Source organism: Alteromonas sp. W364 (genome assembly GCF_031846205.1).
GTDB classification, from domain to species: domain Bacteria; phylum Pseudomonadota; class Gammaproteobacteria; order Enterobacterales; family Alteromonadaceae; genus Glaciecola; species Glaciecola blandensis.
Genome location: NZ_JAVRID010000011.1, coordinates 1 through 20,806 on the forward strand (window position 1 = coordinate 1; position 20,806 = coordinate 20,806).

Here is a 20,806-nt window from a genome sequence, read left to right on the forward strand (position 1 = left end):
CCTTGATTGGCTTGTAAACAGTAAAAAGAGAAAGCAATGAATAAACAATTTTGGATTTTGGGTTACGCGGGACTCATACCGTTTGTGGGGCTTCCACTGTTAGCGTTTACTAATTTTTTAGATAATATGCTTGCATATCAATACTTTGTGCAGTATTCAGCAATCATCTTGTCATTTTTTGGTGGAATCCATTGGTTTGATGCTCTCCAAAAGGATGAAGCATCACACCAGCTTTATGTTGCTATGCTACCCAGTATTGTTGCTTGGCTTAGCTTGGTTACCTTATCTGGTTCAATCCTGTTAGGTGTTTTATCCTGCTCGTTTATCGGGATGCTCATGTATGATAAATACACATTGAAGATGGAAAAACACAAGATTATTGCATATACCCAATTGAGAATGATTTTGACAACCGTGGTCGTGCTATCGCATTTAGCAATGAGCTTATTGTAAGCTCATTGCCGTCGTATCATCTAGGCAGTAATTAACGCCATCAATTCTGCGGTTTTTTCTTTCATTAATGGAATATCACCTTTTGATTCAACATTAAGTCGAATAACCGGCTCGGTATTAGACTTACGTAAGTTGAAACGCCAAGAACCAAACTCCATGCCGATACCATCTGTCTTATCGATATGCTCCGCTTGATCTTGATAGTGCTCAACTACTTTTTTAATCGTTAAACCTGCGTTCTCTACTGTAGAGTTAATTTCTCCCGACGAAGGAAATGCCGCAATACGTTCTTTTACCAGCATAGAAAGCGGTTTGCCGCTAGAGCTAATAAGCTCAGCAACCAGCATCCAAGGGATCATACCAGAGTCACAATAGGCAAAGTCACGGAAATAGTGGTGTGCACTCATCTCGCCGCCGTATACTGCATCTTCCTTGCGCATCCTTTCTTTTATGAAAGCGTGCCCTGTTTTAGACTTAATAGGTTTGCCGCCGTTAGTCTTAACAATTTCTTCGGTATTCCAATACACTCTCGGGTCATAGATGATGCTAGCCCCTTTCTCTTTGGCTAAGAATGCTTGAGCGAGCAAGCCAACAATATAGTAACCCTCAACAAACTCACCCTGTTCATCAAATAAGAAACAACGGTCAAAATCGCCATCCCAAGCAATGCCCATGTCAGCTTTGTGAGCCAGTACGGCATCCGCTGTATCAGCACGATTTTCAGGCAATAAAGGATTCGGAATGCCATTTGGGAAATTGCCATCAGCTTGATGATGAACTTTGACAAACTCCACTGGCACATTCTGATGTTGAAAAAATAACTCAATAGCGTCTAGTGCTGGGCCAGCAGCGCCGTTACCCGCATTTACAACCAACTTTATTGGTTTAAGCTTGCGATAATCAATATATTCACTTAAATGCAAGACGTAGTCGTTGACACAACTTACGCGTTCGTAGCGCCTGGTTTCGAGCAGCTTAATCTCTTTGATCGAGTGAGATCCTTCAAGAAAATCTTTGTCACTCACCAGTTCAGCCCCACTGTAGGCTATCATTCGAGCCTGAACATTCATTTCATCGTAAGTTTGCGCTCTATCACGAATAGCAAATAAACCACTGTCGCCAGATATAGGAACTGAGCCAGACTTCACTAGCTTCATGCCGTTATAATTAATTGGGTTATGCGATGCTGTCACTTCAATACCGCCATCTACGCCTAAATGTTTAGTCGCAAAATAAATCTCTTCCGTTCCTGCCATGCCGATATCGAGCACTTTAGCACCGCCATCGAGTAAGCCTGCAGATAAGGCCAATTTAAGAGGTATCGAGGTTTTTCTTACATCTGCACCGACTACAACTGTTCTAGTTTGTAGTTCTTCAGCAAAAGCGCGCCCTATCCGATAGGCTACAGATTCCGTCAGTTGCTCAATGAGTTCACCACGGATGTCGTATGCTTTAAAGCAAGTAATACTTGTCATGTCATCAATCTTTTTTTTAATAATTATAGCGTTAGAAACGCGAGAACTGAGCTTGGTAGGCCAAGCTCGTGACCTTATTTATTTTTTAACACCAGCGCGACCATAGCGGTCCGAAAAGCGAACAATATCATCTTCACCAAGGTAACTTCCCGACTGAACTTCAATAAGCTCTAGTAAGATTTTCCCCGGGTTTTCTAAGGCATGTACTTCGCCAATTGGGATATAGATGGACTCGTTCTCAGTCACCAGTTTTGTGGTTTCACCGACGGTCACGCTTGCAGTGCCCGAAACGACAATCCAGTGTTCTGCGCGGTGATGGTGCATCTGTACACTCAGTTTCTCTCCAGGTTTCACACTGATGCGCTTCACTTGATAACGTTCGCCGTTATCAACAGAATCATAACTGCCCCAAGGTCTGAAAACTTCACGATGGAACTGAAACTCCGGTCGTTTTTTGGCTTTTAGTTCGTTTACCACATGTTTGATATCTTGCACTTTATTTTTATTAGCAACCAAGACCGCATCTTTCGTTTCAACCACGACCACATTATCAAGGCCAATCACAGAAATCAGTCTTTGCTCAGAGTTAATATAGCTATTATTAACGCCTTCTAGCATGACGTCGCCGACCGTTACGTTGCCATTTGCGTCTTTATCACTAGCTGTGTCCCAAAGCGAACTCCAACTTCCAACATCACTCCACCCTGCGTCTAATGGAATGACACAGGCATCCGCTGTTTTTTCCATCACAGCGTAATCGATGGAGTCATCTGGACACGCCGCAAATGCTTCCTCATCTACGCGCAAGAAGGTCATGTCTGTATCTGTTGCATTCATTGATTTGACACACGCGTGATAGATTTCAGGCGCATGTTTTTCTAGCTCAGTAAGATAGACACTGGCTTTGAACATGAACATGCCGCTATTCCAGTAATATTCACCACTGGCTAAATACTTCTCTGCGGTGGCAGCATCTGGTTTCTCCACAAACTCCGCGACATCAAAACCGTCGTTGGTTTGGGCAGCGCCAGCTTTTATGTAGCCATACCCTGTATGAGCTTCGTTTGGTACCACGCCAAATGTAACTAACTTGTTTGCCTCGGCAAGCTTGGAAGCTTTAGCTATCGCTTGATGAAATGCACTATGCTGACTGATCAGGTGATCTGCGGCTAGTACTAGCATGATCGGGTCTTCACCACTGGCGACGGAGTGCAGTGCAGCCAGCGCAATTGCAGGAGCTGTGTTTCGCCCTACTGGCTCGAGGATAATTTTATCATATGAAATATCAGCTGAGCGCAATTGCTCTGCTGCTAGGAAACGATGATCTTCATTACAAATGAATAAAGGACTGTCCATCGTTGCTTTCGGTAATCGCTGTATGGTTTCTTGCAGCATGGTCGCTTGCGAAGTAAGTGCGAGAAATTGTTTTGGAAGTGCAGCGCGAGATTTGGGCCAGAGTCGGCTTCCAGTGCCACCAGCAAGTACGACAGGTTTCATTTGTATTCCTTTAAAATCACAATTACTTCGATGTTATTGAAGAATGGCCGATTTTTCAATGACAAAGAAGGTGTAAAGCAAGAAATACTGCGCAATACTGAGAAACGGCTCAATATTACGCCATAAAATACATTAATTTTAAAAAACTAATCGAAGTTCAGATTCTTATCGTTTATGCTAATATACCTTGTTGATAATCACGCAAGGCCTGATTAATCTCTTCCTGACTATTCATCACAAAGGGACCGTATTGAACAACCGGCTCACCTATAGGTTCACCGCTTACTAATATTGCTCTGGCATCATCTGACGTTTGTATTGTGAGTGTATCTGCAAAGTCAATCACACCTAATTGTCCTTTACTTAGGCGCTTTCCAGAAATCTCTATATCTCCTTCATAAACATAAACAAAGCCATTATGACTTGCTTTTGTTGGCAATGTGACTTCCTCTGTTCCCACAAAATGTAAGTCGAAGAACTGTGGTTTCACCGCTTGTGTGCTGACGGCTCCTTGTTGGCCCTCATATTCTCCTGCCAATACACGAACAGTGGACGCTTTACCTATCTTCAGTTCTGGCACTTGTTTAGACGGAATATCATGATAGCCAGGTGCTGACATTTTTTCACTCGCAGGCAAATTAACCCAAAGTTGAAAACCTCGCATACGCCCTTCTGTTTGCATTGGCATTTCTTCATGAATAATGCCTTTTCCTGCATTCATCCATTGCAATCCACCGTCTTCGATAATACCTTCATTGCCAACAGAGTCCTTATGTCCCATCTTTCCAGTCAGCATATAAGTCACGGTTTGGAACCCGCGATGCGGATGTTGTGGAAAGCCTGCAATATAGTCCTGAGCATCTTCAGAACCGAACTCATCTAACATCAGAAAAGGATCGAGGCGCTTGAGTGCAGGCTGACCTAATACTCTTTTCAGTTTAACACCCGCACCATCCGACGCAGCCATGCCCTGCACTATCTGTATAATTTTACTATTCATAATATCTCCTAATGAGCCAATTTGCCCAAACGCTAGCCTACAGGTGCTCACGACCATGTGCTGATTGCAAATCCATCACGGGGCCCTTTGGGACAACTTGTGTTGGGTTGATCATCGTGTGGCTGTAATAATAATGACGTTTGATATGATCAAAGTTAGTTGTTTCTTCAATGCCGTCAATTTGATAAAGCTCCTTCACATAGCCAGACAATGCAGGATAGTCTGCTATCCGTTTCAAATTACACTTAAAATGCCCAACGTAAACTGGATCAAAACGAATTAAGGTTGTAAATAAGCGCCAATCGGCTTCAGTGATGCGGTCGCCCATCAAGTAACGTTGTGTGCTCAATCGTTCGTTTAGGGTATCTAAACCGTCAAACAATGCGCTTACGGCCGATTCATACGCCTCTTGAGTCGTTGCAAAACCAGACTTGTAAACACCATTGTTCACTTTGTCGTAAACAAACTCATTCACTTCATCGATACCATCGCGCAAAGTTTCTGGGTAATAATCATCTGTATTGCCAGTCAATTCATTAAATGCAGAATTAAAAATGCGAATGATGTCTGCAGATTCATTATTGACGATCTGATTTGTATGTTTGTCCCATAGAACGGGCACAGTGACACGAGTTGTAATATCGGCCTGAGCTTTGGTGTATATTTCATGCATGTAAGTGGACGAAAAAAGGTGGTCTTCTGTTGCACCATCATAACCACCAAACACCCAACCATTGTCCAGCATATCCGGACTGACCACTGACACACTGATATGCTTTTCTAAGCCTTTCAGCTTTCTAAAAATCAAGGTTCGATGTGCCCACGGACACGCTAGGCTAACATAAAGATGGTAGCGACCAGATTCAGGTGTAAACTCACTGCCATCTTCCTTGGATATAGTGTGTCTAAACTTCGAATCCTGGCGAACGAATTTGCCATTACTCTTTTTAGTATCGTACCATTGGTCTTGCCATTTACCGCCTACTAGTAATCCCATGATGATTTCCTCATAATGCCTTGCGTTTTCAATGTAGTTATTAAAGCATTAAATTTATCGGACGTAACTTGCTATTAATCGCATAAATCGTTCGATTAAATAGAATTATTTAAATGAATGGCATGATAAGAAACTTATTTAAGAGAAAATGAATGAACGAAGCGAGTATTCCAAGCCGTTTTTCTGGCTTAAGCCGATTATATTCGGCACAAGGTGTTAGAAAATTGATGAGCGCAAATGTTGCCGTTGTTGGCATTGGTGGCGTTGGCTCATGGACTGCTGAAGCGCTGGCCCGTAGCGCCGTTGGTAATATTACATTGATAGATTTAGACGACATTGCTAGCACTAACATTAATCGTCAGTTGCATGCCCTCGATTCGACGATAGAACAATCGAAAGTCGAGGTGATGCGAGCAAGAATGCTGGATATTAATCCCGATTGTCAGGTTAATGCTATTGAAGACTTTCTGACGTCAGAAACCCTTTCAAGCTATCTGTCCAATGAATTTGATGTGGTGATAGATGCAGTGGATAGTGTGCAGGCGAAAGCATCTATGATTGCATTTTGTAAACGCAACAAAATAAAAGTCATTACTGTCGGTGGCGCGGGCGGACAAATCGATCCGCTGCTGGTAACATGCAACGACTTAGCCAAAACAATACAAGACCCACTCGCGGCTAAACTTCGATCAGAATTAAGACGTTCTTATAATTTCAGTAAAAATCCAAAGCGTAATTTTGGAGTGGAATGCGTTTACTCCTCAGAGCAACTGCGCTATCCACAGCCCGATGGCACTGTTAGCTTCCAAAAAACACAGCAACAAGGCAGCGGTAAAATGGATTGCAGCACTGGCTTTGGAGCGTTTGTTGGTGTGACAGCCACATTTGGTTTAGTTGCTGCCAGCAGAGCAATCAAACATATACTCAAATAAGACTAATACTATGCTTTTGCGTCACCTTTATCGTCGCCTTTATTGTCACTTGAGCGATGCTTTTTCACATCAAAATACAAAGCGATAAGCAGCCACAAGGATACAATGCTGATGAGTAGCGCGGTATTTTCAGCCATCGCCATTACTTGTTCGCTCAGCACGGCAGTGCCGGCTATCAGCAGAAGGTAATACGGTAAGTTTAACAATCCAGCAGTCGCAATGACTTTCGGAGATTTTCTTTGGTTACCTTGAGAGAACATAAAAAAGGCTAAAGAATTAATGTGGATCATAGCCAACAGTAGATGTTTTAGTTTGGTTTTTTCGGTTTCAGGAGGCTCACCCTTCCTTTCTTGACGCCTAGCGGCCATTTTTCCCAACATAAAGTTAATGAACGATCCTATTGTCGCAGCCAACACCATGCAGATAGTTAAGTAAACCACATCCATGGTATTTGGCTTGGAGCCTACGACGAGGATGACAGCGAAAAACTGCCCTGGAAAATAAAAACCTATATAGATAATCGATTCGAGAAGGATGATCAAGAATATCATCACAAAAAAGCCGCTCGCCATGCTGCTTTGTAAAGACTCGAGAATGCTTAAGCCTGGTGGTATCACTTGGTAATGCACTAATAGAGCAATAAGACTAAGGGCAACAAGCGCTGACAAAGGTAAAAACGATGCGTATTTCATATCAAACCGATTAAAACGTGATTTATCGTAAGTTTACGCTATGCTTTAAGAGAAGATCAGGAAATTTAATTACATGTTTTTAATCATAAAAATCTCACACACAAAATTTATAGAAGGACAGGCACATTTTGTATAGGCCGAAAAGCACCTTAGAGCAGTGGCGAATACTACAAGCCGTTGTTGATTTCGGGGGTTATGCACAAGCTGCAGAAAAGCTCAATAAATCACAGTCCTCGTTAAATCATGCGGTTGCCAAACTGCAAAACATGCTAAACGTGCAACTACTTGAAGTTGTGGGACGTAAAGCTGTTCTCACGGAAGCCGGTGAGGTAATGCTTCGTCGTTCACGTTATTTAACACAGAACGTTGAGGACTTAGAATCGCTAGCAGTCAATATCAATCAAGATTGGGAGCCAGAAATTTCGCTGGTCGTTGACTTAGCCTACCCTCGTTCTCTTCTATTTCCTGTGTTACAGGACTTTCTTCCCGAATCGAGAGGCAGTCGCCTACAAATCATTGACCATGTGTTGACTGGCACCGAAGATGCAATCACTCGCCACAAGGCCGATTTGGTTATTCATATGCAAGTTCCTAAAGGATTCCTGGGCGAGCCAATTGCGCATATTGAGTTTGTGCTTGTTTGTCATGCGCAGCACGACCTTGCAAGTATGCAAAGCCCCATTGACCCAAATGAATTAGCACAGCACTTACAAATAGTCATCAAAGACTCTGCAGAGCGACCTGATGAAAAAAGCGGTTGGCTAAAATCAGAAAATAGATGGACCGTTAGCCAGTTCGATACGGCCATTGATTTGCTGTTGCAAAAAATGGGCTTCTGTTGGTTACCGTATCATCGTGTTAAAACCCTTATTGATGACGGCAGACTCGTTTCGCTGACGGTCGAAGGGAGCACTTTCAAACAAATGACTGCATTTTTAGTCTGTCCGACGCCGGATAATAAAGGCCCTGGGACACAGCTTTTAGAGAAGCTCATTTTACATCATCGTGAAATTGATTTACCTTCTTGTCTGGATTAATAAAAAAGAGTGGCTATGGAACAACAAGCTTTAAACCAATTGATGCGCGATAGTGCAAACGACGCAATCACAACAAGCCAAGAAGAATTCAATGTGCAGCTAGACTATTCAGTCGACAGTGTGGCGCAAGTGGATCAAATCATCCTTCAATTCTTGGAAAACTATAAAGAACAAGCGCTAGAAGACAAAGCCGTGTTCACCATATGCAATATATACGGTGCGTACATTGGTGAAACGTTTAGAAAACTAGCTGGCGGTCAATGGCAATACAATATCGAAAACGAAGATGCACCGACCATCATGTTGATTTTTAATGACAAGTCTTTTGCTTTCGCCGGTATTTGTTATGAGAGACTTGTGAATAATAGTAAAATTAGCGTCAAACGATATTTTGACGAAGCCCTTGGGCAGTTGACGCAGTAGTAATGAATGAAAGGCCCTAGACTATTCTTTTAAGGGCCAGTCTTTTATCAAGACCTTAACATTTGCGCTTAAGAATAAATACCACACTATTAGCATTGTCACCAGCAAGCTCAGAGCGCTAGGCCAAGAAAACTGAAAGTGTAGTTTTGTGACGATATAAAGCTGCAATAATATGTCAACGCAAAGAACAATGCCGATAAACCAAGGTAAAACGTAAAACAACTTGGCTTTACCTGCTTTCCAAATTTTTTCTCTAAAACCAATTACAAAAATTAAAACCAAGGCTGGAATTGCGCTACTCAGTGATAGATAAAATTGATATTTATCTGGATAAAACAAACTCAATAGCAAACCACCGTCCTCACGAAACGATAAAGAAGCAATGAAAACGACAATGCTTCTAGCAAGAAAAACCAGCGATAGCATTAACATCAGGGGTGGTTTTACACGCCCATTCTCATCATATTTATGTAGAGGCAATGGTAATTTCATGTGCTTGCTTTTAGTTTCCTTGAGCGGCCGTAGTACAACAGCCGCATTTTATACAAGGATCATCGCTAGAAGTATAGTGCTTTTCTCAAGCCTTTACTTCGCCTTACTCTATTTTACCCTTTGCCTTTATAGGCCACTGATTTGAGACTCCCATTGAATACTCACCTCATTTTCTGCATTCACATCTTCCACCATAATCATGAATAATGGTCCACTGTCCTCATCCAAGGTTAATTCACTTTGCGTTAGAATTATTTCAGTGCCATCAATCTCAGCAACAGCGGATACCTGATACGTATTATTCCTCAAAAACAAACTCGATTGATTGCCAAATACGACGGTACGAGTCGCTTCTGCAGTGGAAATAATTTCATCACTCTTGACGAAATAAACCACTATTCGAGAGAAATCTAAATTATCAACTAGATTCACCACTTTCACTTGGTGTTCGTATATGCTGCTTCCCTCAGAATTAGTTGTTTCAAGGGTTCGCAGAACCGGCCTATAAGCATCTACAATACCGTCATCATTTTCATCAATATTACCGTCGCCGTCTTCATCAACCGCTTCTTCTTGAATGTAATAGAATATTGTTTTGTAGGTATTTTCTGGCAAGCTCAACAATTGATTGGCAAATAACTTCTCTTCTGAATTTGTGTCAATAATTCTCACGCTAAAATCGCCATTATCTTTGTCTAAAGCAGTACTGAAAGTATTTTCAGCTAAGCTGGTAACATCAGCTGTTTCCGCGTTAGTAGCGGTAAAAATATCAACTGCCCCCGTATAATCTGGTAATAATTCACTCACTTGCATACCATTAAAGAAGCGTACCCTCGCCTCTGAGTCATCATCTGGCAAATTAGTTGTCGCGCTATTGGAAAGAAGATCTAAGACCACAGGAGCGCTACCAACACCTGTGTTATCGCGAATAGCGAGGACATATTGCGCGGTTAAGCTAAAAGTCACTTCATTTGATTGATAAACAACGTCATTGCTTCCGGCCTCAGTAACATAAAAAAGGTACTGTTCTTGATCGTACTTTAAATTATCAGAAAGCTCTTCTGGACTAAAGCTACCGATCAATTCTGCTTCATTGAAGGTTTCATCAGAGTCTGACAAATAAATATCATAGGCTGCTGTATTGCTACTGATATTCAGTACTCTCAAATTAAATTGGTCAAGATCATCGTCTTCATCGTCATCTATCACAGGTATGTCATAGCTTAAGATATTAGGTGCAAGAATATCGCCTGCCAACACTATCATATGAATACTATCAGCACTGAGCCTGAGTTGTTCTTGGCTAATCAGCGTTAAATCCGAGCGCGCTGAACTATCTTCTTCTTGCCAAGCGAGTTCAACAAAATAGGTATCAGTCGGTATCGTCTTAGTAGTGCCCGCTTCGCCAAAGCGGACCGAAGAGTAAGTAATCTCGACTTCATCATCATCGTCCTCGTCAAGATCTTCGTCTAGGCTTAAGAAAATTGCTGGCGCATTGGGCGATGCATTGTAAAGTTTAATGTATGCATCTTCGCCGTCATCGTCACTATCCGAACCACAAGCAGCCATTAATAATGCACTTGCGACAATAAAAGATGCTTTAAAAAGAACGGAAAGCCCCTGCCTATTTTTGTTGTTTATCATGTTTTTTCCTATATATGTGAAAGCGAACAAGCAACTGATTATTAATGCTTGTTATCACACGATAGGTCTCTGGATTAGCGAGGAAGTTCTATACCTTTACAGTCTTTTACAAAGCTTGAACTTTACTTACATTCACGGGCAAAAACTGACACTTCTTTACATTGTACTGTCAGTTTAGGATGCTGTGTAAACTCAGGTATTATTGGGCTGTTCTGATTGCAGACTAAGGCTGAGAGTCATGTCGTCAATCACGTCATCGAGATCATGAAATGTTTTGGTCGTGACATAGATACTCATACTAGACCTAACACTGATATTGATGCCTTTACTGACGCCCAAGTTTGTATTTTGCAGAGCAAATTGAATTCGTTGGAAGAAACTTTTTGCTGTTTCCTCTTCAATATCCGTCAAACACAATAAAAATTGTTCTGGCGCAATTCGACCCAGAATATCAGACTCTCTAGTGATGTTTTTAAACGTCATGGCAATTTGCTGCAGCGCTTCATCAGCGTTGCTTGAGCCTAATAAACGATTCACCTCTTTAAAATTACCCAAGTCAAATAAGGCCAAGGCATTCGACTTGTTGCCTGAGGGTGCACTAACCTTTTTGATTTTGGTTCTTGCTGCTTGGCTATTTAACAACTTAGTGACTGAATCGTAAGACTGCGCTTCAAGCTGCTTGCGATGGAACGCAAAAGCAAAAAATAGAATCACTGATAAGACAATCCCTATCGAAATATAGATAACACGCTCTCTGTTTAGTTTTGCTATGTTCAAGTCCGTTTCTAGCTCATCTATTTTGCTATATAAGCTCGCCACCCCTAGCACCTTTCCTGATGACTGGTTATTCGCTAATTTAATGCGCATTTGTTGGGAAAAAGTGTCTAAGTAATACTTGGCTTTTGCCTGGTCACCCAATGCTAAATGAGCCCTTGCAAGTAAACTCAAATGATCAGCATTTCCTCGCATGAAGCTAAGCGATGCTGGGCCTTTACTCTCTTCCTCAACAACAAAACCGCCCAAGCAAGCTAAATCTTCCTCGTAAATACACACTTCGGTTTTAAACCATCGATGCATTCCGGCATATATACTGGTTTCCATTCCTTCAAAATAGGCTTTCCAATTGCGCACAACTTCCTTTAATGCTGAACCGTTCTGCAAACTTTGATGATACCGCCCTAATGCATAGTAATACCAAGCATGCACAAGATTACCGAGCTCTTCTTCACGAGCCGTATCCAATAAATCAATTACTTTCAGCGCCTCTTCGTATTGTGAGCTAGCAATCAAAGAAGTAAATACACTAATGAGAGAAGCATATTTGTTAGCCCCTTCATAGTGCTTAAACCCCAGTTCATAAGTTTTCCAAAACTGCTCTGCAGCTAATACATGTTGACCAATTCGACCATATAGCAGGCCTATTTGATTATGAATATGCGCAACCGTAGGTTGATCACCTCGAAACGAATACTTTTCTAAGAGTTGATACAAACGAGCGAGTTTTTCTCCCTCACTGATTTCTTCTTCACAATAAGTCATTAGGCCAAGCTCCGCGCTTAAGCTAATATCATCGTGTTTTTCTTTGGATAACTCTCGTGCCTGAGCGTAATAATCACAACGTTTCTGATCTTCTTGTACATCATAAATGAAGCCTTTCTGGTAGACCGAAGAGGCATAGTAATATTGTGATTGGTCAGCCTGAGGGTCTGCTAGTAACTTATCAATTTCGGTTTGCGCTTCGGAAAAATTGCCAGTACAAATTAGCCAGTGCGTTTTTTCTGCACCCAACTGAAAGCGCGCATCTTGGGGGATGCTATCGCTATCGAGAAAACGATTAAGTTGTGGCATTAATTCACTGTTTGGACAATCAAAGGTTTTCACTTTCACACGTTCGATAAAGTCATTGATGTCGGGAGTATCTTGGGCGAGAGCAACCTTGATATTAAATGAAACGAGTACTGACAATATCGTGACAAACTTGATGCTGGGATGAAAAAACACGGATTACTCTTGTCTAATTGAAAAAGATGATGGTGAATAATTACACGGCATTGCTTCTTTTTCAATTTATCTGATGAATACAAAAACATTAGCTTGGCAGTCACTGGCAGGCCACTATCGAATTAAGCGCTAGTTTGTGCAGAAACAAAAGGCTGGAAAGCGATAAAGGAGTTCTGTTAAAACTCGGTTTACGCTATACTTCGCGCCATTAAAGCAAAGCATGAAAAATCTAATGACAGTTAATCAGTATAAGCCTAATCAGACCACCACTATGGAAGGTCCCAAAGACGTTTTAGCGCAGCAATCTATTGCCGTTAAACAACTTGAACCAACTCAGCAAACCACGAAAATTGGCTTTGTTAGTTTGGGCTGCCCAAAAAACCTAGTCGACTCAGAACGTATTCTAACTCAGTTACGTACAGAAGGTTATGACGTGGTGCCAAGCTATAATGACGCGGCGCTGGTCATCGTAAATACCTGTGGATTTATCGACTCTGCAGTGCAAGAATCTCTAGACACGATTGGAGAAGCATTAGCCGAGAATGGTAAAGTAATTGTGACTGGCTGCTTAGGCATTAAAGAAGACGAAATTAGAGAAGTACACCCAAATGTATTATCTATTACCGGTCCACATGCGTACGAGGAAGTTGTCAATCAAGTCCATGAGCACCTCCCAAAGCCAGAGCATAACCCTTTCCTGAATCTGGTACCCGACCACGGTATTAAGTTAACCCCAAAACACTTTGCTTATTTGAAAATTTCTGAAGGTTGTAACCATCGCTGTACTTTCTGCATTATTCCGTCAATGCGCGGGGATTTAGTCAGTCGTCCAGTTGGAGAGGTACTGAGTGAAGCCAAACGTTTGAAAGCAGCCGGTGTAAATGAACTATTGGTTATTTCTCAGGACACTAGCGCCTATGGTGTCGATGTGAAGTATAAGACTGACTTCTGGGACGGGATGCCTGTCAAAACACACATGCAACAGTTGTGTGAGAAGTTGGGTGAAATGGACATGTGGATCCGACTACATTATGTGTACCCTTATCCACACGTAGATGACTTAATCCCCCTGATGGCAGAAGGTAAAATTCTGCCGTACTTAGATATCCCATTCCAGCATGCCAATAAGCGTATTCTTCGCCTGATGAAAAGGCCTGGTTCTGCCGACCGAACGATTGAGCGAATCAAGAAATGGCGCGAGATATGCCCAGAACTCGTTATCCGCTCAACATTTATAGTTGGATTTCCAGGAGAAACCGAAGAAGAGTTTGAAGAGTTATTGACCTTTCTGAAAGAAGCACAACTCGACCGAGTCGGTTGTTTTAAGTATTCGCCTGTAGAAGGAGCAAAGGCAAACGAGCTACCTGATCCTGTCGATGAAGATGTAAAGGAAGACAGACTCCAACGCTTCATGGCTTTACAGTCAGAAATTAGTCAACAACGCTTACAAGATAAAATTGGTAGTGAGTACAACGTTGTTATTGACAGTATTGATGCTGAAGGCGCCGTTGCTAGAACTTTCGGAGATGCTCCAGAAATTGATGGTGTTGTACACCTAAATGGTGTTTTCGACGTCCAAGCCGGCCAACGTTTATGGGTTGAAATCATTCATGCTGACGAACATGATTTATGGGCAGTTCCCGTCGAAGAAGACGATGAAACCAGCACTGATTAAGTTATTTATGGTGCGTAATTTTCCATAAATTCGAAAAAGAACAGAAAACGAGTTTTTTTCAAAAAGTCATATTGCTAAAAGCCCACAAAGGTTACGCGTATCATTACGTGTAACCTTTTTCATTCTATTCACTTAAATACTACTCACTTAAATACTACTCACCTAAATACTAAGCACCTAAATATCGCTGCGGTTTAATCTTTCTAAGTCTTCTGGTGTGTCCACACCATGAGGTGGTGCATGGTTAGCAACGTCAACATGAATGTCGTAGCCATGCCACAGCACCCTTAGCTGTTCGAGCGATTCTGTCTTTTCTAATTGGCTAGGTGCTAAACTAGCATACTGATTGATAAAGCCGGCTCGATAACCATAAATACCAATATGCCTTAAGTATACCGATGCTAATTCGGCAATATCCGCGTTTTGAGCAACGACACCACTTCCCGCAAAAGCATCGCGGTCAAAAGGTATTGGCGCGCGTGAGAAGTACATTGCTCGCTTTCGCTTATCACTTAGCACTTTGACTACATTTGAATTGAATATGTCATTTACATCTTCAATCGGATACGCAAGTGTTGCCATTGGAATATCCTGGTTGTCATGTAAGTTTTGCGCTACCTGTTGAATGTTACCACTTGGGATAAATGGCTCATCGCCCTGCACATTAATCACAATCGTATCGTCGTCAATATCGTTGATGGTGATCACTTCTGCAATCCTGGTGGTACCCGACTCATGAGTATTGCTAGTCATGCACACCTCTGCACCGAAACTACCAACGACTTTTGCAATTCGTTCGTCATCGGTAGCCACAATTACTCTTGTGGCACCTGCTTCAACAGAGCGTTCGACGACATGCTGAATCATGGGTTTTCCATGAATGATAGCCAGAGGCTTGCCAGGAAAGCGTGTTGAACCATATCGAGCTGGAATAACGACAATAAAGTCCATTTATGCTCCCTTCAGGCTTTCAAGCTCATCAAGACTTAGCTCCCTAGCTTCTGTGTCCAACAGTACGGGGATATTATCCTTGATAGGATACGCAAGCCTGTCGAAGCGACAAATAAGCTCAGATTGTTCTTTTGGCAGCAAAAGCTTACCTTTGCACACAGGGCATGCAAGTATGTCGAGTAACTGCTTATCAAAAGCCATATAACTCTCCTTTTAGTCAATTTCTAATACAAGCTAACAAATCCTACAACTTACTGTACGCTGTTAAGCTTCTGTTCTATTTTCTCAAAAAATAACGCTTCTATATCCCCTTCAACTTCCAAATACCAACAATTTTCGTGCGCGAAAGGTTTTATTTTCACCGCGTCTTTCTCAGTCATTAGCACCATATTGTTGGGTAAATCGTGTTTGGTAAATTGGTGATGATCCGGAAATGGCAGTAATTCACCACACTCGATTTCAAGCGCTTTGAGTGTAGAAAAAAAACGTTTTGGGTCGCCGATCCCTGCTAACGCTGAGCATTGTTCGAGTGTGGATTTTTCTCTTATATTATCACTTATTTGACCGCTTTTGACGTTTACCCAGCGTGTCGCCCTCAGACGCATTTGAACGGTTTTAGGTTTCAATTCTTGTGAAATACAAGATGGAACTAACTCGCTATTGTGAACAATAACATCGACATTCTTTAGTCGTTTTTGAGTTTCTCTAAGCGGACCTGCGGGTAACAAAAACCCATTACCAATGCCTCTACCATCTATGACCACAATTTCAAAATCTCTTTTTAAAGCATAATGTTGCAAACCGTCATCACAAATAATCACATCGCAAGACAGAGTGGTCGATAAATAATCAGCCCCTCTTCTGCGCACCGGATCTATCACTACCGGACAAGACAATCGTCGACTGATTAAGGCAGGTTCATCGCCAACCAAACTCGGCTCATCAGTCGACTTAACGTGGTATGGAAATTCTGTTTGATCACCACCGTAACCTCTCGATAAGATGCCACAAGAATATCCTTTCGATGATAGGTGTTTTGCAATGGCAATTACCGTGGGTGTTTTACCATTACCACCTACGGAAATATTACCCACAATAATGACCTTTGCTGCAGGTTTACCCGATGAAAGTAGACCAAGCCTAAAGGCGAGCCTTCGTAAAGCGCTCAATAAATAAAACAAGGTACTTAGCGGTAAAAGAAGGTAGACCCATTTACGCTCGCTAAACCACGCTTTTTGAAGCGACATCATTAAGCCTGTGAAAACTGCATTTGATGCAATTGCGAATACATACCTTGCTTCGCCAGCAATTCAGTATGCGTGCCCCGCTCTATTATTTCGCCTTGCTCTACTACTAGAATGAGGTCGGCCTTTTCAATCGTTGACAAGCGATGTGCTATCACAATGTTTGTGCGGCTCTTTTGCAACTCATCCAGTGCTTGCTGAATGAATTTTTCAGATTCGGTATCTAGCGCCGAAGTGGCCTCGTCCAATATCAATACCGGTGAATCAGCTAGGATAGCTCTTGCAATCGCAATCCGTTGGCGTTGGCCGCCGGATAAGGTCACGCCATTTTCACCAACAATTGTGTCGAACCCACTCTTTTGTTGGTTCACAAAGTCGGTAACATGCGCAATATCCGCAGCTTTAATGATTTGTTCTCTGGTGACCGTGTCTGCGCAGCCATAAGCGATATTGTTCGCTACGGTATCGTTGAATAAGGTGACTTGTTGAGACACCAAAGCAAACTGTCTGCGAAGTGACTTTAAGCTAAGATCTTCAATAGCATCACCATCAATAATAATGTCGCCTGAATCTGCTTGATAAAAACGAGTCAGAAGATTTGATAAGGTTGATTTACCGCTTCCTGAACGACCCACTAGAGCGATGGTTTGTCCTGCTTTGACATCAAAAGTGATGTTCTTCAGAGCTGGCTCATCTTTACTCGGATAAGTAAACGTCACATCTTTAAAAGATAAATCGCCACTAATGCGCGTAAGCTCGCGTTTCCCGGTATCAACTTCGTCTTCATGGTCTAATAGCTCAAAAATACTGGAACAAGCTGCCATACCTTTCTGAAACTCATTGTTAACGGTAGTGATCTGTTTTAATGGTTTAAGCAAAGCCATCATAGCGAACACGACAGTGGTGAATACGCCTGGGGTTAAGTCTTGTAGCATACTTGGTGTACTTGCCAAAAATAAGACAAATGCCAAGGCAACAGAAGCGATCACTTGGATGGTAGAGACACTCAAAATCTGTGCCGTAGCAAGTTTCATAGTCTGTTGACGATTGTGATTATTCGTTTCTAAAAATTTCTCTGATTCTAATTTTTGTCCACCAAACATCAACACGACTTTATGTCCTTTCACCGCCTGCTCAACACCCGTCGTCAAAGAGCCCATTGCTTTTTGGATTGCTTTGCTGACCTTTCGGAAACGTTTGCTCACAAAGCTGACAATAATGGCGACTAAGGGGGCAATGATGAGGAATATTGCAGATAGCTGCCACGAGTTGTAGAACATCACCACTAATAAGCCAATGACAAATGCCCCCTCTCTGATCAAGGTCAAGAAGGCCTTTCCTGCAGCATTTGCGACTTGTTCGGTATCAAACGTCACTTTTGATATGAGATTGCCTGCAGATTGATGATCGTGAAATTCGACAGGCAAATGAATATATTTTTCGAACAACTGCTGACGCATTTTCATCACTACTTGAGAACTTATCCAACTCAAAGTGTAAGTCCCCATGAAATTGAATAAGCCGCGCACGATAAAAATGGGAACGATCGCATAGGCTGCAATGCGCAAGAAGTCAGAATTATCGTCATTCAAGCCCACATCTATCATTGGTTGTAGTTGTGAAATCACTAAAGAATCAATACTTGCATAGCCGAGCATGCCAATAATGGCGATAAAGAATGGCAGTTTGAATGGGACTAAGTATTTTAAAAAGCGTTTTACCACTTTCTGCTCAGGCTCTAAATTGGCAGTCATTCTGCGCGTAGCTCCTTGTTTTATAATTTATTGCTGTTAGGGCCTGTTGACCTTTACCACCAGAATCTATTTCTTCGCACATTCTAACGGAAGCGGCCTTAATCCCCAAATATTCTTAACGACGACGGATATTCATGTACCAAGGGCTTAAAAAGTCGCCACGCATGGTGTGAATATGGTAACCCTGCTGTCCAATTTCAATCCCTATGCTGCCGTCATACGCTGTATTAAGCACCTTTGTACCAATCGAAGCATAATTTGAAAGAACGTACGCATGCGGAAAGCCCCACTGATTCATAAATTTGCTACTAACCAAGGCGTATTCCGCTTGCACATGCTTTACAAACGCTAGGCTTGATGACGTTTTACTGCCGTGATGTGGCGACACCAGTATCGTTGATTTGAGCTCACCTGTATTTTTATATAAAGCGACAAGCTTACGCTCAACCTCTGCCTCAATATCTCCTGTTAATAAAACGCTGAATTCCCCTTTGCTTATTTTCAATACACAAGACTCATTGTTATTCTCACCACTCACAGCATGTAAGGGCCAAAGCACATCGATTTTTACGCCTTTCAACCATGGCTCCTGATTTTTATCTGTGCTTTGATAACAGCCATAATCAGGACCAAAGGCACTTTTAACGTTATATGTACTGAACAAGAAACCATTTCCCCCAGCGTGATCATTGTCGTAATGCGAGTTAACTAGGGTATCCACATCGAAAGAAAAGTCTCCCCTCCTGCCACCCATAGGCAAAATATCATCAGGAAATACTCGTCCAGTATCATAAATTAACACTTCGCCTTCTGATTCAATTAACACACTTAAACCTTGTCCCACATCTACAAGGGTCATTTTCCACCTGTGTTTTGGTACAGGCCACTCAAAAATGCTTAGGGACATACAAACAATGAGGCTGGAAACAATAAACTTACGTTGAGGCCAAAAAGGTAAGGCGATGAAGAGTAAGAGTACGATTACCAAACACCAAAAAAGGCCTGGATACGCTAAGCCACGAAAACCAGACATAGGCAATGATGTAGCGAAAGTGAGCAAGGACAATAGCAGATCAAACAATCCATCAAGTACAAACAGAATAGAAGTCGCTGCACTATTGAACGAAAGCAGCAGCAAAATAATAGATAGTAAGCTAAGAGGAACCAAAACAAACGAAAACAGGGGCAACAGCAGTAAATTAATAACAGGTGAAATGATGGATATTGTGGCAAAATTAGCGGCTGTAGCGGGTAACATAAACACACTTAAAAATACTTGTAAGTAAATGAGGTTCAGTACTTTTTGTTTGAGTGACATCCCCTTTTGTGTAAAACGCCATATAAAGAAAACAATCAACAGCACTGCTGAAAAACTAAACCAAAAGCTCAGGCTCAGTATGGATAGCGGGAACATAATTAAAAAAGTACACAGTAGAAATAAGAAAACGCTAGTAAAGCGCCAATACAAGGAGAAATAGACTAAGTAGAGATAACATATTAGTCCAAGAAGCGCTCGTAAAACGGGAACTTGCAGACCGCTTAGTACGGCATATAAAGCACAACAAGGTAGGCTAAGTACTAAGCAAATTCTAATGACGTTCCTTTGTAAAAGAAATGCACTTCGATATTTGCCACTTAGCTTAGCGCGTAAGTGATAAAATAGAAAAGCGATGGCTTTGAATATTACGATGAACAAACCTGTCACAATAGCCAAGTGCATGCCAGAGATAGCAAACAAGTGTGCTGTCCCGCTAACTTGGAGTATTTCCCAATCTTCAGCTGTCAAACCCTGACGCGCGCCAACAGCAAGCGACATGATCCAGCGACTGTGCTCCAAACCTATGCTCTGAACTTGATCAACAAGGGATTGGCGCCAAGTGATACTAGCATCGACAATTTGATTTGAGGGGCTGGCGCGCACCTTCCCCAAGGCAACAATATTCTTGCTTGCCAGCCATTTTTGCAATACAAAATCGCCAGAGTTTAACACACTGTGTGGTGGCGCTAATGTCACTAGCAATTGAACTTGATTGCCCTGGCGCAGTCGTAAAGTAGGTGCAAACCATGACACTCTAACAAACACGGGCTGAGTCAACGAGGTCACACCCAAACGCTTGATTTTGATTATATATACTTTGTTCGCGGGCGGTTTTTCCTGACTTTTTTTGATCTTAGCTAAAGGAGTTGGATATACATAGGTATCTTCGAGATAATTGATCTGTTCACCTTGATTTTGTTCAATATGAAGCGAGTCTACAACGCCCTCTATCATGATATTTTTATTAAAAAAACGATACGGGAGTTGCCAAGACGAATACCAATGTCCTACACTGCTCGCCCAAAGAATGCCGATGACCAAACCTGTTATCCAATTTCTGGAACAAAAGTACAAACAAAGTGCAGTTAAAACACACAACACAGGTAGCATAGACATCGCCGGTAAGACTGGCCAGAACATGCTACTAAAGCAGATCATGATGAAGGCGAACATCGGTTTTTCATGACTTGCCAATGAGGTCTCCTAGAGAGATAAAAACAG

General features: G+C 42.0%; 18 protein-coding genes. 5 read left to right on the forward strand and 13 right to left on the reverse strand.

Annotated features, from left to right (window positions below; translation table 11 throughout):
- The first annotated feature begins 36 nt into the window (after positions 1–36).
- Positions 37–453, forward strand: coding sequence for a DUF3429 domain-containing protein (locus RM556_RS15640; protein WP_311360513.1), 417 nt, complete (start codon positions 37–39; stop codon positions 451–453).
- Between the two features lie 20 nt (positions 454–473).
- Here the strand turns inward: RM556_RS15640 and RM556_RS15645 are convergent, their stop codons facing one another.
- From RM556_RS15645 to RM556_RS15660, 4 genes are all read right to left on the reverse strand, one after another.
- Entirely contained in the window at positions 474–1,928 is a 1,455-nt protein-coding gene (locus RM556_RS15645; RefSeq protein ID WP_311375037.1) for a phosphomannomutase CpsG, read from the reverse strand.
- A 78-nt stretch (positions 1,929–2,006) separates the two neighbouring features.
- Entirely contained in the window at positions 2,007–3,425 is a 1,419-nt protein-coding gene (locus tag RM556_RS15650; protein WP_311375038.1) for a mannose-1-phosphate guanylyltransferase/mannose-6-phosphate isomerase, read from the reverse strand.
- Positions 3,426–3,597: 172 nt separating this feature from the next.
- Positions 3,598–4,425 (reverse strand): pirin family protein, encoded by an 828-nt coding sequence (locus RM556_RS15655; protein WP_311375039.1) that lies wholly within the window; start codon positions 4,423–4,425, stop codon positions 3,598–3,600.
- 37 nt (positions 4,426–4,462) lie between these two features.
- Positions 4,463–5,422 (reverse strand): glutathione S-transferase family protein, encoded by a 960-nt coding sequence (locus RM556_RS15660; protein ID WP_311375040.1) that lies wholly within the window; start codon positions 5,420–5,422, stop codon positions 4,463–4,465.
- Between the two features lie 152 nt (positions 5,423–5,574).
- Here RM556_RS15660 and tcdA point away from each other — a divergent pair, with 152 nt between their 5' ends.
- The gene (gene tcdA / locus RM556_RS15665) at positions 5,575–6,354 is read left to right on the forward strand and encodes a tRNA cyclic N6-threonylcarbamoyladenosine(37) synthase TcdA (RefSeq protein ID WP_311360518.1); all 780 of its coding nucleotides are present in this window, start codon (positions 5,575–5,577) and stop codon (positions 6,352–6,354) included.
- A gap of 8 nt (positions 6,355–6,362) precedes the next feature.
- On the opposite strand, the gene RM556_RS15670 is transcribed toward tcdA, so the two are convergent.
- The gene (locus RM556_RS15670) at positions 6,363–7,046 is read right to left on the reverse strand and encodes a hypothetical protein (protein WP_311360519.1); all 684 of its coding nucleotides are present in this window, start codon (positions 7,044–7,046) and stop codon (positions 6,363–6,365) included.
- A 128-nt stretch (positions 7,047–7,174) separates the two neighbouring features.
- On the opposite strand from RM556_RS15670, the gene RM556_RS15675 reads away from it, so the two are divergent.
- Together RM556_RS15675 and RM556_RS15680 are read left to right on the forward strand one after the other, a co-directional pair.
- A complete protein-coding gene (locus RM556_RS15675) occupies positions 7,175–8,083 on the forward strand; it encodes a LysR family transcriptional regulator (RefSeq protein WP_311375041.1) in 909 nt (302 codons plus the stop codon).
- Between the two features lie 15 nt (positions 8,084–8,098).
- A complete protein-coding gene (locus RM556_RS15680) occupies positions 8,099–8,506 on the forward strand; it encodes a hypothetical protein (RefSeq protein ID WP_311360521.1) in 408 nt (135 codons plus the stop codon).
- 21 nt (positions 8,507–8,527) lie between these two features.
- On the opposite strand, the gene RM556_RS15685 is transcribed toward RM556_RS15680, so the two are convergent.
- The 3 genes from RM556_RS15685 to RM556_RS15695 form a co-directional block, all read right to left on the reverse strand.
- A complete protein-coding gene (locus RM556_RS15685) occupies positions 8,528–8,998 on the reverse strand; it encodes a DUF2919 domain-containing protein (protein WP_311360522.1) in 471 nt (156 codons plus the stop codon).
- Positions 8,999–9,124: 126 nt separating this feature from the next.
- Positions 9,125–10,642 (reverse strand): hypothetical protein, encoded by a 1,518-nt coding sequence (locus tag RM556_RS15690; protein ID WP_311375042.1) that lies wholly within the window; start codon positions 10,640–10,642, stop codon positions 9,125–9,127.
- A gap of 192 nt (positions 10,643–10,834) precedes the next feature.
- Positions 10,835–12,643 (reverse strand): GGDEF domain-containing protein, encoded by a 1,809-nt coding sequence (locus RM556_RS15695; RefSeq protein ID WP_311375043.1) that lies wholly within the window; start codon positions 12,641–12,643, stop codon positions 10,835–10,837.
- A 232-nt stretch (positions 12,644–12,875) separates the two neighbouring features.
- On the opposite strand from RM556_RS15695, the gene rimO reads away from it, so the two are divergent.
- Positions 12,876–14,318 carry a 30S ribosomal protein S12 methylthiotransferase RimO gene (gene rimO / locus RM556_RS15700; protein WP_311375044.1) on the forward strand — a complete coding sequence of 481 codons (1,443 nt, stop codon included), beginning with the start codon at positions 12,876–12,878 and terminating at the stop codon, positions 14,316–14,318.
- Between the two features lie 177 nt (positions 14,319–14,495).
- Here rimO and kdsB read toward each other — a convergent pair whose 3' ends face one another.
- The 5 genes from kdsB to RM556_RS15725 all read right to left on the reverse strand — a co-directional run bounded on the left by kdsB (position 14,496) and on the right by RM556_RS15725 (position 20,779).
- Complete coding sequence (gene kdsB / locus RM556_RS15705) at positions 14,496–15,269, reverse strand: 3-deoxy-manno-octulosonate cytidylyltransferase (protein ID WP_311375045.1); 774 nt, start codon at positions 15,267–15,269, stop codon at positions 14,496–14,498.
- Positions 15,270–15,470 carry a Trm112 family protein gene (locus RM556_RS15710; RefSeq protein WP_311360526.1) on the reverse strand — a complete coding sequence of 67 codons (201 nt, stop codon included), beginning with the start codon at positions 15,468–15,470 and terminating at the stop codon, positions 15,270–15,272.
- Positions 15,471–15,520: 50 nt separating this feature from the next.
- Complete coding sequence (gene lpxK, locus RM556_RS15715; RefSeq protein WP_311375046.1) at positions 15,521–16,516, reverse strand: tetraacyldisaccharide 4'-kinase; 996 nt, start codon at positions 16,514–16,516, stop codon at positions 15,521–15,523.
- A gap of 2 nt (positions 16,517–16,518) precedes the next feature.
- Positions 16,519–18,267 (reverse strand): lipid A export permease/ATP-binding protein MsbA, encoded by a 1,749-nt coding sequence (msbA, locus tag RM556_RS15720; RefSeq protein ID WP_311375047.1) that lies wholly within the window; start codon positions 18,265–18,267, stop codon positions 16,519–16,521.
- Between the two features lie 115 nt (positions 18,268–18,382).
- Positions 18,383–20,779, reverse strand: coding sequence for a DNA internalization-related competence protein ComEC/Rec2 (locus RM556_RS15725; RefSeq protein ID WP_311375048.1), 2,397 nt, complete (start codon positions 20,777–20,779; stop codon positions 18,383–18,385).
- Positions 20,780–20,806: the final 27 nt, after the last annotated feature.

Bases quoted from the DNA above. Each gene is read 5' to 3' on its own strand.
- tcdA (WP_311360518.1), top strand. From the start codon at position 5,575: ATGAACGAAGCGAGTATTCCAAGCCGTTTTTCTGGCTTAAGCCGATTA.
- RM556_RS15650 (WP_311375038.1), bottom strand. From the start codon at position 3,425: ATGAAACCTGTCGTACTTGCTGGTGGCACTGGAAGCCGACTCTGGCCC.
- RM556_RS15640 (WP_311360513.1), top strand. From the start codon at position 37: ATGAATAAACAATTTTGGATTTTGGGTTACGCGGGACTCATACCGTTT.
- lpxK (WP_311375046.1), bottom strand. From the start codon at position 16,516: ATGTCGCTTCAAAAAGCGTGGTTTAGCGAGCGTAAATGGGTCTACCTT.
- RM556_RS15670 (WP_311360519.1), bottom strand. From the start codon at position 7,046: ATGAAATACGCATCGTTTTTACCTTTGTCAGCGCTTGTTGCCCTTAGT.
- msbA (WP_311375047.1), bottom strand. From the start codon at position 18,267: ATGACTGCCAATTTAGAGCCTGAGCAGAAAGTGGTAAAACGCTTTTTA.
- RM556_RS15690 (WP_311375042.1), bottom strand. From the start codon at position 10,642: ATGATAAACAACAAAAATAGGCAGGGGCTTTCCGTTCTTTTTAAAGCA.
- RM556_RS15655 (WP_311375039.1), bottom strand. From the start codon at position 4,425: ATGAATAGTAAAATTATACAGATAGTGCAGGGCATGGCTGCGTCGGAT.
- RM556_RS15660 (WP_311375040.1), bottom strand. From the start codon at position 5,422: ATGGGATTACTAGTAGGCGGTAAATGGCAAGACCAATGGTACGATACT.
- RM556_RS15710 (WP_311360526.1), bottom strand. From the start codon at position 15,470: ATGGCTTTTGATAAGCAGTTACTCGACATACTTGCATGCCCTGTGTGC.
- RM556_RS15680 (WP_311360521.1), top strand. From the start codon at position 8,099: ATGGAACAACAAGCTTTAAACCAATTGATGCGCGATAGTGCAAACGAC.
- RM556_RS15685 (WP_311360522.1), bottom strand. From the start codon at position 8,998: ATGAAATTACCATTGCCTCTACATAAATATGATGAGAATGGGCGTGTA.
- RM556_RS15645 (WP_311375037.1), bottom strand. From the start codon at position 1,928: ATGACAAGTATTACTTGCTTTAAAGCATACGACATCCGTGGTGAACTC.
- rimO (WP_311375044.1), top strand. From the start codon at position 12,876: ATGACAGTTAATCAGTATAAGCCTAATCAGACCACCACTATGGAAGGT.
- kdsB (WP_311375045.1), bottom strand. From the start codon at position 15,269: ATGGACTTTATTGTCGTTATTCCAGCTCGATATGGTTCAACACGCTTT.